A 16,216-nucleotide genomic window follows, 5' to 3' on the forward strand; every position below is an offset into this window, starting at 1 on the left:
GAGCACCGAACCGCGAGGAGGCGGCAATGCTGCTGGGCTACGACGAAGTGGCGAAAGCCTTGGCCGCGGCCGGGGTCCCCGCCGTGCGGGAGCGTCTCGCGGCGTCCCCGGCGGAGGCGGTCGCCGCCGCGGACGAGTTCGGCGTTCCGGTCGTCTTGAAACTGATGAGCCCGGCGCTGGTGCACAAGGCGGACGTCGGCGCCGTGCTGCTCGACGTACAGGGGCACGACGCCGCGGTCGCTGGTGCTGCGCGGTTGCGGGAGCTGGCCGGGGAACTCGGTCTCCCGGGCTGGCAGATCCTGGTGCAGGAAATGGTGCGCCCCACCGGGATCGAGGTGTTCGCCGGGCTCAAGCACGATCCGGCGTTCGGCCCGGTGATCGTGGTCGGCGCGGGCGGCTCGCTGGTCGAACTGCTGCCGGACCGGATGCTCGCGCCGTGCCCGGTCACCGCCGCTGAGGCGACGGAGCTGCTCCGCGGCACCGTGCTCGGGAAGCTGCTCGGCGGTTACCGTGGCGCGCCGGACGTCCTCGACGAGGTGGCGGAGGTCGTCGCGGCGGCCTCCCGGCTCCCGGCGGAGGTGCCGGATCTGGTCGAAGCCGACCTGAACCCGGTCGTGCTGACCGAGCGGGGGCCCATCGTCGTGGACGCGCGGATCGCGGTGGCCGAGGAGCCGGTCCCGGCGCCGCCCGCCGCGCGGCCGGTACGGAACCTCGATCCGCTGTTCGAGCCGAAGTCGATCGCCGTGATCGGAGCGAGCGCGAGCGTCGTGCAGCCCGGCAACCGGGTGCTGCGCTACCTCAAACAGCACGGTTACGCGGGCCGCGTCGTGGCTGTGCACCCGAAAGCCGAGGAGATCGACGGGTTCCCGGCCGTGCCGAGCCTGACCGACCTGAAACCCGGCGAGATCGATCTCGCGTGCGTCGCGGTGGCCGCCGCCGGATGCCCGGAGGTGTTCGAACAGTGCGGCGCCCTCGGCGTGAAAGCCGCGGTGGTGATCAGCTCCGGGTTTTCCGAGACCGGCGAGCACGGACTGGAACAGCAGCTTGTCGAACTCGCCGAACGGCACGGGATCCTGTTGTGCGGCCCGAACTCGGCCGGGGTGATGAGCCCGGGCAGCAAGGTCCAGGTCTCGTTCATCCAGGCGCAGGACATGATGAACACGCCGGACGGCGGCGTCGCGATCGTGGCGCAGAGCGGTGCGCTCGGCGGGAGTCTCGCGTCGCAGGCGTGGGAACGCGGAATCGGCATCGGCCGCTACGTCAGCGTCGGCAACCAGGCGTCGATCACGGTCGCGGACTATCTCAGCCACTTCGCCACCGACGACGGAACCGAGGCGATCGCCGTCATCCTCGAAGGCGTCACCGACGGCCGTGGCCTGCTCACCGCGATCGAGCAGGTGACCGCGGCGGGAAAGCCGGTGCTGGTGCTGAAAACCGGCCGTTCCGAAGCTGGTGCGCGAGCGGTCCAGTCGCACACCGGAAGCATCGCCGGCGACTACCTCGTGTACCAAGCGCTGCTCGACCGCAGCGGTGCGACCACAGTGGACTCGATGACGGAAATGCTGGACACGCTGCAAGTGCACCACGCCTCCGGTGGCATCCCGCGCGGCTCCCGCGTCGCGATCGTTTCCACGTCGGGCGGGGCCTGCTCGATGACCGCGGACCTGTGTGCCCAGTACGGCTTCGAGGTTCCGACCTTCAGCGCGGAACTGCAGTCAGAGCTTGCCGCGATCCTTCCCGGCTACGCGGCCTTCGCGAACCCGGTGGACGTGACCGGCCGGGTGACCGCCGATCCGGCGATCTTCGGCCAGACCCTCGAGGTCCTGCTCGATTCGGACGAGGTCGACACCGTCGCGATCTCGATCACGACGGTCGCCGATCCGATGGCCGAGCAGATCGCGGGCCAGATCGCCGAGCAGGTGGCGGCTTCGCCGAAACCGGTCGTGGTGTCGTGGACGATCGCCGCGGAACTGGCGCGGCGCGGGCTGGCCGTCCTGCGCGAGGCCGGCATCCCGGTGTTCGACGACCCGGCCCGGCTGCTGAAGGCGATCAGCCTGGCGGACACGACGGAGGTGCGGCGATGAGCCGGCTGAACGGAAAGGTAGCGCTCGTCACGGGCGGCACCGGCGGGATCGGCCGAGGCGCGGCGCTCCGGCTCGCCGCGGGCGGCGCGTCGGTGGTCGTCAACGGCCGCGACGAGGGCAAAGCCCAACGGGTGCTGGCGGAAATCGCCGAGGCAGGCGGCACCGGCCATTTCGTCGCGGGCGACGTGCGGTCCACAGTGGACATGCGGGCCGCGGCGGCGGAAGCGGTGGCGCGGTTCGGCGGGCTCGACATCGTGGTGCCGAGCGCCGGCGGCAATGACGACGAGGCCCGCACCACCGCGGTCCGCGGTCCGTTCGCCGAGGTCGATCTCGACCGGGTCACCGCTTTCGTCGGCGCCGCGGTCGGGGCGAAGCTGAACGTGGTGCAAGCGGCTGTGCCTCATCTGCGGGAGCGCGGCGGGGGCAGCGTCGTCTTCGTGACGTCGGAGGGCGGCCGGGTGCCGACGCCGGGGCAGACCGCCATCGCCGCTTTCTCCGGCGGCCTCATCATGGCCAGCAAAGTGTTGGCGAAGGAACTCGCTGCCGAGCGCATCCGGGTGAACTGCGTGTGCGTGACCGTGGTCCGGGACTCGCCGTCCTGGGTCGCGGCGTTCGAAAGCGAGGGCGCGGTGAGCGACCGGCACCGGCGGCAGTACGAGAAGATCCTCGAACGCAGCCCGCTCGGCGTCGCGGCGCCACCGGACATCGGCGACGTGGTGGCCTTCCTGGCCTCTGACGAATCGCGCTATCTCACCGGCCTGACGGTCAGCCCCACCGGCGGGTTGACCATCCACTGAGGAGAGTGTTGTGCGCGAACTGCTGCCCGGCGATCTGCGCGGACGCTGGTACAACGCACCCGCTTTCGATCCGGACGACCCATGGGCGGGCTTCGCGCCGCGGCACACGGCCGTCGTTCTGATCGACCTGGTCAACTGGCAAGCCCATCCGGAGGGCCTCAGCGCCCGCTTGTCGCGCGACGGCTACAAAATCACCCGCTGCACCGAGATCGTCCGGCCGGCGCTGGCCGGCGTCCTGCCCGCGGCGCGGGCCGCGGGCGCGATCGTCGTGCACGCCCGGTTCGCGAGCCGGGCCGCCGAGTACGGCGACATCGTGCCCGCGTTGCGCGAATACGTGCGGGCAGCCGGTGCGCGGGAGGGGAGCTGGGAGGCGGAACCCTTGGCCGGGCTCTACCAGCCTGGCGACGTGTCCGTCACGAAGTCCGGCTCGGGCGCGTTCGGCAGTTCCGACCTGGACGGCGTGCTGCGGAATCTCGGCGTGCGGACGGTCCTGTACGCGGGCGTGGTCACCGACAGATGCGTGTTGCTGACCGCGGCGGCCGGGTTCGACCTCGGCTACCGGCAGTACCTGCTGACCGACTGCACCGCCGCCAGCACCGCCGCGGAACAGGCAGCGGCCGAAGAACTCATCGCGGGATACTTGGCGCAGCCGGTGACCGGAGCCGAGGCTGCGGCCGCGTTCGGGTGAAGAACGCTGCGAAGAGGGCCGCGGTGTTCGAGGTGCTGATCGACCAGGCGGACCGGCGAGAGCTGGTCGATAATCGCGACGTCACGGAGTTCGCGAACGCTGGGCCGTAACTCTCTCGAGGGCGTCCGAGAGGGCGATCGTCCTGGGCCGGTATCGACCGTCAAGCCGCACTCAGGTGCAGAAAGCCAGGCCAGATGACACCTCTGCCCCGTTTCCGGCTCGTGCCCATGCGTCCCCGCGACCCCCGCGAGGAGGGGCGGGCAGCCTCCACTTTGGAGCTGTTCTTCGACCTCGTCTTCGTCGTCGCGGTGAGCATCGCCGCGGTCCAGCTCCACCACGCGCTCACCGAAGGCCATGTGCTGGACGGGATCCTCAACTACGGGATCGTGTTCTTCGGGATCTGGTGGGCCTGGATGAACTTCACCTGGTTCGCGACGTCCTTCGACACCGACGACTGGCTGTATCGGGTGTTCACGATCGTGCAGATGGGCGGCGTGCTCGTCCTCGCCTCCGGCATCGCACCGGCGTTCGAGAAGCACGACTACTCGGTGCTGATCATCGCCTACGTCGTCATGCGCCTCGCGCTGGTCGCCCAATGGCTCCGGGCCTCCCGCTCGGCCGGTGCCGCACGCCGGGCCACACTCGTGTACGCCACTGGCATCACCGTGGTCCAAGCTTTGTGGCTCGCCTCGTTGCTGCTGCCGGATTCGATGTTCACCGTCGCCCTCGTCGTGCTGATCGTGGCCGAGGTCAGCGTGCCAGTCCTCGCCGAACGCACCGGTTCCACGCCGTGGCACCCGCATCACATCACCGAGCGCTACGGGCTGTTCACTCTGATCCTGCTCGGCGAGAGCCTGCTGGGCTCGGCCAACGCGATCATCGAGGCCCTCCACGACGCCGGCGATCTCGGGACCCTGATCGGGGTTGCCGCTCTCACCCTGATCGCCACTGCGGCGTTGTGGTGGATCTACTTCTGGCCGCCGCACCACCACGCGATCAGCAGCTTCCTCAGCTCCCTGGCCTACGGCTATGGGCACTTCTTCATCTTCGCCGCCGCCGGCGCGTTCTCCGCTGGCATCGAGGTCGAGATCGACGTGCTGGGCGGCCACAGCGAACTGAGCCAGCCTTGGGCCTCGTTCGCTTTCACGGTGCCCCTCGCCGTCTTCGTCCTCGGCATCTGGGCGCTGGCGATCAGGCCCCACGCTGACCGAGTGGTGAACACAGTCATTCCGCTGGCCGGACTCCTGGTGCTGATCGACCCGCTGATCCCGGTGCCGTTCGCTCTCGCCGCGGTCGTCCTCGCCGGCGCTGTCGCAGTGCTCGTCTGGAGACCGCCCGTCGAGGAGACCGGCGAAGCCGCTGCGGCCTGACCACTGCGGATGCACAGGCAGCATCCGCGGACAATCGACGAAGGACTTGGCTGCTGCGAGCCCGCGGCGTTGCGGCCAGATCCGATGCGAGACCGGCACATAATCGGTTCCTTGAGTCGCTCGTCCCGGCTCCGGTTGCAAATATCGACGCCTCGTCGCTGGCCAGCACCGACGGGTTCGCGCGGAGGTTTGTCGAGGCGCTGTCGGGCGACCGCGTGCGGAGCCGGTGCCCTTCCGCATGCAGACCTGCTGCTGGCTACTCCGCGTAGATCTCCTTGGCCATGCGGAAGGCAGTCCATGCCTTGGGCCAGCCGGCGTAGAACGCCGCATGGGTGAGCACCTCGGCCATCTCCTCGGCGGTGACGCCGTTGGCCTTAGCTCGCTGGATGTGGTGTTGGAGCGAGCCGTCGAGCACTCCGCTGGACATGAGCGCGGTTACTGTGACGATGCTGCGGATCCGGGCTGGGAGCTGCTCCTCCCGGGACCAGACCTCCCCGAAGAGGACATCGTCGTTGAGGGCGGCGAATTTCGGCGCGAACTGCCCGAGCGCATCCCTGCCTGCTGTTACTTTCTCCGCCATTGGCGCTTTTCCTCGTTCGAGAGTTCGTTGTATTCGTCGTCGGTGACCGGCTCGAGCCATTCATTGCCGACGCCCTCGCCGGGCGTGATGAATGCGAGGTGGGAGAACCACGTGCCGGCCTTCGCGCCGTGCCAGTGCTTGGTGCCGGCCGGCACTCGGATCACCGTTCCCGGTTCCATGCTGACCGGCTCTTCGCCCTCGGCCTGGTACCAGCCGGATCCGGCGGTGCAGAGCAGGATCTGGTCGCCGCCGCCAGCCATGCCGTGGTGGATATGCCAGTTGTTGCGGCAGCCGGGCTCGAACGACACATTGCTGACCGGGACGCTGCCCGCGGTGAGTGCGGCGAGGTAGCTCTGGCCCGTGAAATAGCGGGCGTAGCCGTCGTTCTTCTCGCCTAGAGGGAAGATTTGTGCGAAAGTGTTGTCGTTCATGTGATTTCTCGCTTCAGCCGAACACGACGACGCTGCGGGCGGTCTCGCCCTTTTCCAGTTTCGAGTAGCCCTCGTTGATCCGTTCCAGCGGAATGGTCTCGGAGACGAGGTCGTCGAGGTTGAGCCGGCCTTGCTGGTAGAGGTGGGCGTAGAGCGGGATGTCGACGCCGGCGACGGTCGCTCCCATGTAGACGCCGCTGAGCTTCTTGTTGCCGCGCAACAGGTCGTCGGCGGTGAGCGATGCGCTGGCGCCGGGCTTCATCTTCCCGACGACATAGGTCGCACCTCCGGCGTCGGTGATGTCGATCGCCTGCTGGACAGTCTGCGGCAGCCCGATGACTTCGAAGGCGTAGTCGACTCCGCCCTTGCCGACGATCTCGCGGACGCGGCCGGCGAGGTCGGTCACCTCGGCCGGGTTGATGACCTCGGTCGCGCCGAACCTGCGGGCGAGGTCGAGCTTGGCGGGCTGGAGGTCGATGGCGATGACGTGGCTGGCTCCGGAGATCGCGGCTCCCTGGACGGCGTTGAGGCCGACTCCGCCGCAGCCGATGACGGCGACCGCGTCGCCGAACCTCACGCCGACGGCGTTCTTGACGGCTCCGACGCCGGTGATGACGCCGCAGCCGAGCAGGGCGGCCCGGTCGAAGGGAATGGCGTGGTCGACCGGGACGAGGTTGCGTTCGTGGACCAGGATCTTCTCGGCGAACCCGCCGATGTCGCCGATCTGCGCGACCGGGGCGCCGTCCAGGGTGTACCGGGGCCGCTGACCGGGCCCGCGGCGGATCGCGCCCGGGTCGGTGCAGTTGGTGGGCACGCCGAGCAGGCAGTTCGCACAGGTGCCGCAACTGGAGATGAGGTTGGCGACGACGTGGTCGCCGATCTTCACGTCGGTGACATCGCGGCCGACGGCTTCCACCACGCCGGCGACCTCGTGCCCGAGGACCATGGGCACCGGCCAGCCGAAATCGGTCTTCATGGTGTGCAGGTCGCTGTGGCACAGGCCGCTGGCCTTGACCTCGACCACGACCTCGTGCGGCAGGGGGTCGTCGATGTCGATGTCCTTGATCTCGAGCGGCTGTCCTACCTCGAGCATCACTGCCGCTTTCATCGGGTTCTCCTGGTTCTCTCGATCAGGTGGTTCTGCGGGTGGCGTGCCGGCGGTTCAGCGGGCAGGCCACGGCAGGTCGGCGGGGATGCCGATGCTGTTGATCTCGACGAATTCGTCGAAGCCCTCGGGGCCGAGTTCGTAGCCGAGCCCGCTGTCCTTGACCCCGCCGAAGGGCGCGGCCAGGCCCGCCGGGAGCCCGTTGACCTCGGTCATGCCGGTTTCCATGCGGGTGGCGAAGCGCGTGGCCCGGATCGGGTCGGCGGAGTACACGGCTCCGCTGAGGCCGTAGCGGGAGTCGTTGGCGATGGCGAGAGCCTCGTCCTCGGTGCTGTACTCGAGCACCGAGATCACGGGCCCGAACACTTCCTCCTGGGCGATGTTCATCGCCGGGGTCACCCCGGTGAACACGGTCGGCTCGACGAACCAGCCGGTGTCCAGGTCCTTCGGCCGTCCGCCGCCGAGCACCGGGACGGCGCCTTCCTTCACCGCGGCGGCGATCATGGCCTCGACGCGGCCGCGGTGCGCCGAGCTGACCAACGGTCCGAAGTAGACCGTGGGGTCGAGCGGGTCGCCGATCTTCAGCTCGGCGATCTTCGCGGTCAGGGCGTCGACGAAGCGGCCGGAGACGGTGCGGGGGAGCACGAGCCGGGTCTTGGCGGTGCAGACCTCGCCGTTGCTGCGCAGCGCCGCGTGCAGGACCGTGTCGACGGTCTGCTCCACGTCGACGTCGTCCAGCAGTACGGCGGCGGACTTGCCGCCGAGTTCCAGGGTGACGGGGCGCAGCAGCCCGGCGCAGACGGCGGCGATGCTCTTCCCCACGCCGGTGGAGCCGGTGAAGGAGATCGTGTCGACGCCGGGGTGGGAAACCAGGTGTTCGCTGGCCGGGCGGTCCCCGGAGACGATGTTGAGCACGCCCGCGGGCAGGCCTGCCTTCTGCGCCATCTCGGCGAAGAGGTACTGGTTCAGGGGCGCGTCGGGCGCGGACTTGACCACGACAGTGCAGCCGGCCAGCAGGGCGGGGGCGAGCTTCATGATGGTGATCAGGTGGGGCGCGTTCCACGGGACGATCGCGCCGAGCACGCCGGTGGGGCGGCGGTGCACGAGAGCACGGCCGGACGGCGCCTGGCGGATCTCCTCGAACGGGTAGCTCTGCGCGAGTTCGGTCATCTGGTCGACGATCAGCCGAGGGCGCTGGGCCTGGATGGGCACCGAGTGCTGGATCGCCGTGCCCATCTCGGTGGACACCAGCTCTGCCATCGCCTGCTCGTTGGCCTGCATTTCGGCGCTGAGCCTGCGCATGACTTCCGAGCGCTCGGCCAGGCTCATCCGCGGCCAGGGGCCGTGGTCGAACGCCTCGCGGGCGGCAGCGACGGCCCGGTCGATGTCGGCTTCGACGCCCATCGGGACGGTCGTGATGGTCTCCTCGGTGTACGGGGAGATCACCGCCAGCTTCTCGTCGGTGGACGGGGCGACCCATTCGCCGCCGATGAACAGGCTGTCGCAGTGGTCCTGCCACGTGGTCTCGGCCATTGTTCTTCTTCCTCTCGTGTCTTCTGTTGCCGGTTCGCGGCGATCGGGCAGTTGTGCTGATCACCGGTGCATTCGGTGAAGGGGCTTGGGTGCTGGCCCGGGGCCGGTCGAGCGGGTCACCCGGCCACTGGTCCGGTTTGGGCCGCAGCGAGCGGCTCCAGATCCGTCACGGCGGCGCGCAACCGCTCCATGGCCGTCGCGGTGTCGGCCCCGGTGCCCGCCGAGACGGCGGGCGGCTGTCCGTCGTCAGCTGCCGCCGAAAGAGGCGCCTGGGCGACGACGTCGAGGTCACGGGAGACCGCCTCGATCTGAGCGCAGGCGGCTGCGCGCTCGTCGGTGCTCCACAGCGGTGCGAGCGCGGTCAGCGCGGCGATCTGGGCCCTCGCGCTCGTCAACGTGCGGACGGCCGGGTCGAGCGCGTCGTTGCCCCAGCGGCCGTGCCGGTCGCGGGGTTCGTGGCGGGCGCTGCCCGCGGCGGTGGCGAACTCCAGCCCGGTCAGCCGTGCCCGGACGTCCGCCTGTGCGACGGCGAGCCGGTGTGTCTCGTCGTCGGCCGTCCACAGCAACACCAGCGCGTCGATGTGCCGCGCGGTCGCCTCGGCCCACTCCTTCAGCCGCTCGGTGAGCAGGCGGCGCTGCCACGTGGGAGCGAGGAGATAGGCAGCGAAGGCAAGCAGGCAGCCGATGACGGTGTCGAGACCGCGGGTGGTCGCCCCCAGCGGGCCGGGGCTCAGGGAGGCGATCCACGCGACGACCCAGAACATGGTGTACGGCTGGCCGCAGCTGCGGAAGGCGAGGTAGCCGTAGAACAGCAGCAGGAGCACGACGGCGTGCAGCAGCGGATTCAGCGGGGCGAAGGACAACGCCACGCCGAGGACCGCGCCTGCGACGGTGCCGATGGTGCGGCCGATGCCGCGGGAGAACGTGGAGCCGTAGTCCGGGAACACGATCAGCGCAGCGGCCACGACGGCCCAGAAACCGTGCCCGGCGAGGAACGCGCCAGGTCCGAGCCACCGGCCCACGGCCATGCCGGCAACCTGCGCGACGACGCACACGATCGCCAGTCGCACGGCGTGGCGCAGGATCGGGGATCCCGGTCGCAGCTCGCCGCGGACCAGTTCGAGCGGGCTCGGCACCCGCCGCTGGTCCGAGGTGTCCGGGACGTCCCCGCCCGCGGCCAGCGCGGTGGCCGCGTCCACTGCGCGCGACAAGGCCGATTGGAGGGCGTCTCCCGGCTCGGCTGGCCATGAGGCGGCGACGTGCACGCTTCCGTTGCGGGGCTGCAAGACCGCAGCGGCGATCGCGGTCAATTGTGCGCTGGCGGCCTCGTGCCACCGGGCCGACGTGTCGTCGGCGCGGTTGTCGAGTGCTCGCATCTGCTGGGCGATCTGCTCGCCGCGCGCGACGAGCTGCGCGAGCCGGTCCAGCTCGCGGTGCCGGTGCCGTCGCAGCAGCGCCAGGCTGCGCTCGGCCGTCAGCAGGGCGGTGTCCTGCGCCCGCCCGGCGGCGATGGCCTGGTACAGGGAGGCGACAGCGCGACGCTGAGCCGAGTGGCGGGACCCATACGCCGGCAGCAGCTGGGCGAGCACCATGATCGCGAACCCCAGTGCGAAGAACCCGGTCGCGCCGCCGACGCTCAAGGTCAGCGCCGAGGAAATCTCCGCGAACGCCAGGAACACGATCGTGACCACCGTCAGGCGGATGCTCAGGCTCATCGCGACGGCCCGCAGCAGCCCGGAAATCAGGAACAGCACGAAGATCAGCGGCAGCACGACGGCCCACCTGTCGCCGAGCAGCAGACCCGCGGCCGCGGCGGCGATCTGCGCGGCGCTGGTGGCCGCTGTCGCGACGATCCGGGACCTGTTGTGCGGCATGACCGCCGCGATCGTGGCCAGGAACGCCCCCACTGTGATCAGCAACTGGGCTTCCGGGTCGTGCAGGAGATAGCCGACGACCGCGGCGATCAGCATGCCGATCGCCACGCGCAGCAGCTTGAGGGGCTCCTGCAGGGGTTTGCCCGGCTGCATGCCGCGCCGCGCGGCGTTCCGGAGAGCAGCCCAGTCCATGGTGGTGATTCGCCTTCTTCCGATGTCCGGCGGGTTCGTCCGAGCGGGTTCAGCCGCCGTTGCCGAGGTTTCGGTGCAGCCGGGCCAGCAGAGGCCAGGCCAGGTCGGGGTCGATGTCGGAGACCAGGCTGTTCAGCCACTGCTCGACCAGCGGCAGCACCTCCTGGATCCGGCCCTGCCCGGTCGCGGTCGCGGTGAGCGTCTGCACCCTCCGGTCCTCGTCGTCGCAGCCGCGGACGACGAGGTCGCGCTTGACCAGTCCGTCGACCAGCCCGGTCACGGTCGCCCGCTTGACCTCAAGCTGTTCGGCAAGCCGGGCCGGGGTGATGCCCGGCATCTCGCTCACCGCGAGCAGCGCGGCGAACCGTCCGCCCGACAGGTCGTGCCCGGCCAGCAGCGCGTTGTACCGGTCGTCGATCTGACGCGCTGTGGCCAGCAGTCCCATCGCGAACTCCCCGCTGCTCCCGCCGGTGAGCCGACGCAGCAGCAGCCCTTGCCTCGTGCCCAGCATCTCCTTCATAGGCACCATACTATCAGGCGCCTAACTATATTTCCAGGCGTGGCGTGCTGAGCGCTGCGCCGAGGTCGCACGGGCCGCTCGATGCCTCGGAGAATCGCTGTCCTGCGGCAGCGGGGGACCGGACTCCGAAACCGCTACCAGACGGGCTGGTCTCCGTCGGTGCCGGGTTTGTTCACGCCGAGGTTCTCGCGGACGTGGTTCTGCGGGTGGGCGACGATGTCGGCGACGAGCGCGCCGACGCTCTTGCGCGAGACGGTGGTGCCCTTGAACGGTTCGTCGCGCTGGGTGATCTCGTACGAGACCTCGTCGGCGTCAGACAGCCACGCCGGGCGCAGCACCGTGTAGTCCAGGGACGAGGCTTCGATCGCGTCGGAGGCGGCCGCATAGGTGTCGAGCGTCGCGTCGCCGATCGTGGTGCGGTTCCACCGGCCGAACGCGCCGGGGACCTCCTGGTAGATGCCCAGCGCGGTCACGAAGATCAAGCGTTGAACCCCCTCGGCCTCCATGACGTCCACGATGGCCTTCGCCTGTTCGTCGATGTCGCCGGCGAGGTTCGCGTAGACGATGTCCTGTCCGCGCACCGCTTTCGTGAGCGCTGCACGGTCGTTGACGTCGCCCTCGATCACGGTCGCACCGTCAGGGACGTTGCTGATGCGGTTCTTGTTGCGGGCGAACAGCGTAAGCGTCGCGCCCTGGTCGGCGAGCATGTCGATGGCCCAGGAGGCGATCTGCCCGGAAGCGCCGAGCACGAGAACGTTGGTCATGAGAACTCTTTCTGTTTGACGAGGCCGGTGAGGCCGGGGCCATTGCCATGGACGGCGATGGCCCCGGCGGTGTTGTGCTGGAGGCTCTCGTTGACGGTTAGAGGTTTTCGGTGAAGAACGGGGTCAGCTTGGCCATGGCCTGCGCGACGGGCTCGTCCTTGTCGTAGAGGTCGTAGTGCGACCATCCCTTGATCACGGCGAGCTCCTTCTTCTCCGACCGTGCTCGGCGCACGATCTCGTGCCCGTCACGGTACGCACCGAAACTGCCGGGAATGTCGCCGACGATTACCAGCAACGGCTGGGTGAGCAGCTCCTCGGCGAGGTGGAAGGCATCCCAGCCATAGGCGACACCCATGCGGGAGCGGAGGGTGAGGTTCACACCATTGGGTTTGGCGCCACGGTCGGTCTTGTAATACTCGGTCGCACCGAGGATGTCGACATCGGTGATGCCCCACTCCGCAGCCTGCTCCAGCGAGGACGGCAGCCCCGGATCGATCAGCCAGTCGGCGCCGCGAGCCTCGGCGGTGCGCTGCTCGCCGATCTGCTCGAGCTTGGCGATCACACCGGCGACAGAGCCCTCGGTCTCGCGCAGCAGCTTGCCGTAGTTCGCGCCCGTGACGGTCGCGACAGCCTTGTAGCGGCGCTCGGTCATCACGGTGTTGATGGCATACCCGCCCGCTCCGCACATGCCGACCAGGCCAATGCGGTTCGCATCCACGTACGGGAGGGTGACGAGATAATCGACCACGTGGCGGAAGTCCTCCACCCGCAGGGACGGATCCTCGGTCGAACGCGCCTCGCCGCCCGACTCGCCCTGGAAGCTCGCGTCGAAAGCGAGAGTGACGAAGCCCTGCTCGGCCAGCTGTGCCGAGTAGACCTCACCCGAAGTCTGCTCCTTGCAAGAACCGATCGGATGCGCCACGACGATGGCCGGGTACTGCTCGGACGCATCGAAGTTCGGCGGGAAGTAGATGTCCGCCGCGATTTCCCAGTACATGCCGCGGTTCTTGAACCTGACGTGTTCGACAGTCGACACGACGTGCTCCTTCTGCAACTGCTCAATGATTTCTGACCGGCCGCCGGAAACGGGTGGCCGGAGCGGCGGAACCGATCGGATCCGTCCGGTACTTCAAGGCTAGGAAGCCTGTCGTGAATGAGGCAGTTGCCAGCAGCCCACCCCAGCCGCTCCTTGCGTGGAGGGGGTGCCTGCGCATCGAGCGTGGCCTCAGAAACTGGCGGCGACGGCGTATTCCAGTTGCCTGGCAACTGCAGGGCGTCTCTGGACGGTGAGCCCGGCTCAGGCAGGTATGTCACCGTCTGCACGTCCGGTACCGGGCCGCAATTCAACCCCGCCATGAGGTTTCGGTCCTGCGCCGTCACATCGGCAAGGCGCGTCCCGCCTGGCCGGATCGTGCCGGTCTCGTCCGCGTTGACACGGTTGCTGCCCCGCGACCTGCGCCGGCTCCGCACGTGACGCCAGGCACGTTGCTGGCGTGGCATCGTCGTCTAGTCACCCGGAAATGGACCTACCCCAACCGGCCTGGACGGCCAACGGTCGATGATGAGTTGCGCGAGTTGGTCGTCCGGCTTGTCCTGGAGAACCCGGGTCGGGGGCATCGCCGTGTCCAGGGAGAGCTGGGTACCACGTCGGTGCGGGGACAATCCGCCGGATTCTCGCCGCCTCCCGCATCGGTCCGGCGCCGCGGCGGACGAACACCGGTTGGCGTACCTTTCTGCGCACCCAAGCGGGGGCCCGCTGGCCACGGACTTCTTCCATCTGGACACTGTCGGTCTGCGTCGGCTCTATGTCCCTGTTCGTGATGGAGATCCGTACCCGGCGAGTTCACATCGTCGGTGTGACCGCTCATCCGACTGCGGCTTGGACTACGCAGGCTGCTCGCAACCTGCTGATGAGTTCTCGGCGGGGGAATCTCCCGATTCCGGTTCCTTGTCCGCGACCGGGATACGAGGTTCACGGCACCGTGTGACGCGGTGTTCGCCTCCGAGGGCATCGACGTGGTGAAGACCCCGCCGCGAACGCCCCGAGCGAACTGCTTTGCGGAGCGGTTCGTGCGCAGTGTCCGGTCGGAGTGCACCGACAGGATGCTGATCTACAACGAACGCCACGCTGTCGCAGTCCTTGATGAGTTCGCCCGGCACTTCAATGATCACCGTCCGCACCAGGGACGTGAGCACCGCCCACCCAACCACGATCCCGCCGAGCGGGATGAATCGACCACAAAACCGAAGCTCACGGACCGAGTCGCCAGTTTTGGCATGGTACAGGGTGCCGGGTCACTTGCCGCCCGCCGTCAGGCTGGCACCGCCGTCGACGAGCACGGTCTGGCCGGTGACCCAGCCCGCGTCGGGGGAGAGCAGGAACGCGACGACGCTGCCGATGTCGGCGGGCTCGCCCAGCCGCCGCAGGGGATATGCGGCCGCGGCTTCGTCCTCGCGGCCCTCGTAGAGTGCGGCGGCGAAGTTCGTCTTCACCACGGCCGGGGCGACGCCGTTGACTCGGACAGCCGGGCCGAGTTCGACGGCGAGCACTGCGGTGATCGAGTTCAACATCGCCTTCGTGGCACCGTACATCCCGAGGCCCGGGGCCGCCCTGACGCTGCTGAGCGACGAGACGTTCACGATCGCGCCGCCGTGCTCCTTCATCCACGCTCGGTGCGCTTTCTGAATCCACGACAGCGCCGCGACGCAGTTGACCTCGATGGTTTTGCGGGCCGCGGCGAGGTCGAGTTCGGCCATCGGGCCGTAGACCGGATTGATCCCGGTGTTGTTGACCAGGAAGTCCGCGCTGCCGAACTGTGCCAGCGCTTGCCGGATCACCTCGTCCTGGTGCTCCGGGTCGTCCGCTTTGCCGGCGACGCCGAGAGCGTGCCGGGATCCGCCCAGTTGGGCGACAGCCTCGTCGAGGGGCTCCTTCGTACGTGCGGTGACGACGACTCGCGCGCCCTCGTCAACCAGCCGGCGAGCGACGGCGAAGCCGATTCCGCGGCTGGCGCCGGTGACGATCGCCGTGCGCCCGGCGAGCCGCGCCGTCACGAGAGCCGCTCCAGCACCATCGCCATGCCCTGGCCGCCGCCGACGCACATGGTCTCCAGCCCGAACTGCTTGTCGTGCCACTCCAGCGCATGGACCAGTGTGCTGGTGATGCGGGTGCCGGTCATGCCGAACGGGTGGCCGACCGCGATCGCGCCGCCGTTCACGTTCAGCTTGTCGTCTTCGATGCCCAGTTCCCGGGCGGAGGGGATGACCTGTGCGGCGAACGCCTCGTTGATCTCGACGAGGTCGATGTCGCCGATGGTCAGGCCTGCCCGGGCGAGCGCGCTCCGCGAAGCCTCGACCGGACCGAGGCCCATGATCTCCGGTGACAGACCGGAAACGCCGGTGCTCACGATCCTCGCCAGCGGCGTCAGCCCCAGCTGTTCCGCCTTCGCGTCGGACATCACCACGACTGCGGCGGCACCGTCGTTGAGCGGGCAGCAGTTCCCGGCGGTCACTGTGCCGTCCGGCCGGAACACTGGCTCCAGCGCGGAGACCGCTTCGAACGTGACGCCTGCCCGCGGCCCGTCGTCGGAGTCGACCACGGTCCCGTCCGGCAGAGTCACCGGGGTGATGTCTCGAGCCCAGAAGCCGTCCGCGATCGCCTTCTCCGCCCGGTTCTGGCTCCGGACGCCGAACTCGTCCTGTTCGGCCCGGCTGATTCCCTTGAGCTGAGCCACGTTCTCCGCGGTCTGTCCCATGGCGACGTACACGTCCGGCACGAGGCTGTCGAGACGCGGGTCCGTCCAGGTCCGCCCGCCGCCGGCGAAGCTTTCCGTGCGCTGCCCCGCCTGATCGAAGACGGGGTTCTGCGTGTCCGGCCACGAGTCGGCGGCCCCGCGCGGGTACCGGCTGACCGTCTCGACGCCTGCCGAGACGAACACGTCGCCTTCTCCGGCCTTGATCGCGTGAAACGCCATGCGCGTGGTCTGCAGGCTGCTGGAGCAGTACCGGTTGACCGTCACGCCCGGCAGGTGGTCCATCCCGGCCAGGACGGCGACCGCGCGGCCGAGATTGTTGCCGGACTCGCCCGCCGGCTGCCCGCAGCCGAGGATCAGGTCGTCGATCTCGCGCGGGTCCAGAGCGGGCGCCTTCGCGAGTGCGGCCTGAACCATCTGTACGGCGAGGTCGTCCGGGCGCAGGTCCTTCAGCGACCCTTTGCCCGCCCGTCCGATGGGCGAGCGAGCCGTGGCGACGATGACGGCTTCAGGCATCAATACTCCT

Annotated in this window: 14 protein-coding genes and 1 pseudogene; 5 read left to right on the forward strand and 10 right to left on the reverse strand. The window is 69.1% G+C overall.

Annotated elements, in window-relative coordinates:
• The first annotated feature begins 26 nt into the window (after positions 1–26).
• From FKO37_RS15755 to FKO37_RS15770, 4 genes are all read left to right on the forward strand, one after another.
• Positions 27–2,084 (forward strand): acetate--CoA ligase family protein, encoded by a 2,058-nt coding sequence (locus FKO37_RS15755; protein ID WP_238604821.1) that lies wholly within the window; start codon positions 27–29, stop codon positions 2,082–2,084.
• Complete coding sequence (locus FKO37_RS15760; protein ID WP_238604822.1) at positions 2,081–2,881, forward strand: SDR family NAD(P)-dependent oxidoreductase; 801 nt, start codon at positions 2,081–2,083, stop codon at positions 2,879–2,881. Before FKO37_RS15755 ends, FKO37_RS15760 begins: the two co-directional genes overlap by 4 nt.
• A gap of 10 nt (positions 2,882–2,891) precedes the next feature.
• Positions 2,892–3,569: a cysteine hydrolase family protein gene (locus FKO37_RS15765; RefSeq protein ID WP_238604823.1), complete on the forward strand. Its 678-nt coding sequence runs from the start codon at positions 2,892–2,894 to the stop codon at positions 3,567–3,569.
• 227 nt (positions 3,570–3,796) lie between these two features.
• Entirely contained in the window at positions 3,797–4,939 is a 1,143-nt protein-coding gene (locus FKO37_RS15770; RefSeq protein ID WP_238604824.1) for a low temperature requirement protein A, read from the forward strand.
• 256 nt (positions 4,940–5,195) lie between these two features.
• Here the strand turns inward: FKO37_RS15770 and FKO37_RS15775 are convergent, their stop codons facing one another.
• The 8 genes from FKO37_RS15775 to FKO37_RS15810 form a co-directional block, all read right to left on the reverse strand.
• A complete protein-coding gene (locus FKO37_RS15775) occupies positions 5,196–5,519 on the reverse strand; it encodes a carboxymuconolactone decarboxylase family protein (protein WP_238604825.1) in 324 nt (107 codons plus the stop codon).
• Positions 5,504–5,950 (reverse strand): cupin domain-containing protein, encoded by a 447-nt coding sequence (locus tag FKO37_RS15780; protein ID WP_238604826.1) that lies wholly within the window; start codon positions 5,948–5,950, stop codon positions 5,504–5,506. The genes FKO37_RS15775 and FKO37_RS15780 overlap by 16 nt, the downstream gene beginning before the upstream one ends.
• A gap of 13 nt (positions 5,951–5,963) precedes the next feature.
• Positions 5,964–7,058: a Zn-dependent alcohol dehydrogenase gene (locus FKO37_RS15785; RefSeq protein ID WP_238604827.1), complete on the reverse strand. Its 1,095-nt coding sequence runs from the start codon at positions 7,056–7,058 to the stop codon at positions 5,964–5,966.
• Between the two features lie 54 nt (positions 7,059–7,112).
• On the reverse strand, positions 7,113–8,588 hold the full coding sequence (locus FKO37_RS15790; protein ID WP_238604828.1) for an aldehyde dehydrogenase: 1,476 nt from the start codon (positions 8,586–8,588) through the stop codon (positions 7,113–7,115).
• 116 nt (positions 8,589–8,704) lie between these two features.
• A complete protein-coding gene (locus FKO37_RS15795; protein WP_238604829.1) occupies positions 8,705–10,654 on the reverse strand; it encodes an FUSC family protein in 1,950 nt (649 codons plus the stop codon).
• Between the two features lie 49 nt (positions 10,655–10,703).
• Entirely contained in the window at positions 10,704–11,174 is a 471-nt protein-coding gene (locus tag FKO37_RS15800; RefSeq protein WP_238604830.1) for a MarR family winged helix-turn-helix transcriptional regulator, read from the reverse strand.
• A 134-nt stretch (positions 11,175–11,308) separates the two neighbouring features.
• Entirely contained in the window at positions 11,309–11,938 is a 630-nt protein-coding gene (locus FKO37_RS15805) for an SDR family oxidoreductase (protein WP_238604831.1), read from the reverse strand.
• A 97-nt stretch (positions 11,939–12,035) separates the two neighbouring features.
• Complete coding sequence (locus tag FKO37_RS15810) at positions 12,036–12,974, reverse strand: alpha/beta hydrolase (RefSeq protein ID WP_238604832.1); 939 nt, start codon at positions 12,972–12,974, stop codon at positions 12,036–12,038.
• 983 nt (positions 12,975–13,957) lie between these two features.
• Between FKO37_RS15810 and FKO37_RS47765 the strand changes: the two are divergent.
• Positions 13,958–14,083 (forward strand): annotated as a pseudogene (locus tag FKO37_RS47765) (integrase); the annotation flags it as partial.
• A gap of 150 nt (positions 14,084–14,233) precedes the next feature.
• On the opposite strand, the gene FKO37_RS15815 reads toward FKO37_RS47765, so the two are convergent.
• Both FKO37_RS15815 and FKO37_RS15820 read right to left on the reverse strand, forming a co-directional pair.
• On the reverse strand, positions 14,234–14,992 hold the full coding sequence (locus FKO37_RS15815; protein ID WP_238604833.1) for an SDR family oxidoreductase: 759 nt from the start codon (positions 14,990–14,992) through the stop codon (positions 14,234–14,236).
• Positions 14,989–16,206, reverse strand: a complete 1,218-nt coding sequence (locus tag FKO37_RS15820) for an acetyl-CoA C-acetyltransferase (protein WP_238604834.1) — start codon at positions 16,204–16,206, stop codon at positions 14,989–14,991. The genes FKO37_RS15815 and FKO37_RS15820 overlap by 4 nt, the downstream gene beginning before the upstream one ends.
• Between the last annotated feature and the right edge of the window lie 10 nt (positions 16,207–16,216).

The organism is Amycolatopsis sp. Poz14 (genome assembly GCF_006704225.1).
Lineage (GTDB): Bacteria > Actinomycetota > Actinomycetes > Mycobacteriales > Pseudonocardiaceae > Amycolatopsis > Amycolatopsis nivea.

Excerpts from the sequence above, each read along its gene's own strand:
- FKO37_RS15755 (WP_238604821.1), top strand. The coding sequence starts at position 27 with ATGCTGCTGGGCTACGACGAAGTGGCGAAAGCCTTGGCCGCGGCCGGG.
- FKO37_RS15760 (WP_238604822.1), top strand. The coding sequence starts at position 2,081 with ATGAGCCGGCTGAACGGAAAGGTAGCGCTCGTCACGGGCGGCACCGGC.
- FKO37_RS15770 (WP_238604824.1), top strand. The coding sequence starts at position 3,797 with ATGCGTCCCCGCGACCCCCGCGAGGAGGGGCGGGCAGCCTCCACTTTG.
- FKO37_RS15775 (WP_238604825.1), bottom strand. The coding sequence starts at position 5,519 with ATGGCGGAGAAAGTAACAGCAGGCAGGGATGCGCTCGGGCAGTTCGCG.
- FKO37_RS15780 (WP_238604826.1), bottom strand. The coding sequence starts at position 5,950 with ATGAACGACAACACTTTCGCACAAATCTTCCCTCTAGGCGAGAAGAAC.
- FKO37_RS15785 (WP_238604827.1), bottom strand. The coding sequence starts at position 7,058 with ATGAAAGCGGCAGTGATGCTCGAGGTAGGACAGCCGCTCGAGATCAAG.
- FKO37_RS15790 (WP_238604828.1), bottom strand. The coding sequence starts at position 8,588 with ATGGCCGAGACCACGTGGCAGGACCACTGCGACAGCCTGTTCATCGGC.
- FKO37_RS15795 (WP_238604829.1), bottom strand. The coding sequence starts at position 10,654 with ATGGACTGGGCTGCTCTCCGGAACGCCGCGCGGCGCGGCATGCAGCCG.
- FKO37_RS15800 (WP_238604830.1), bottom strand. The coding sequence starts at position 11,174 with ATGAAGGAGATGCTGGGCACGAGGCAAGGGCTGCTGCTGCGTCGGCTC.
- FKO37_RS15805 (WP_238604831.1), bottom strand. The coding sequence starts at position 11,938 with ATGACCAACGTTCTCGTGCTCGGCGCTTCCGGGCAGATCGCCTCCTGG.
- FKO37_RS15820 (WP_238604834.1), bottom strand. The coding sequence starts at position 16,206 with ATGCCTGAAGCCGTCATCGTCGCCACGGCTCGCTCGCCCATCGGACGG.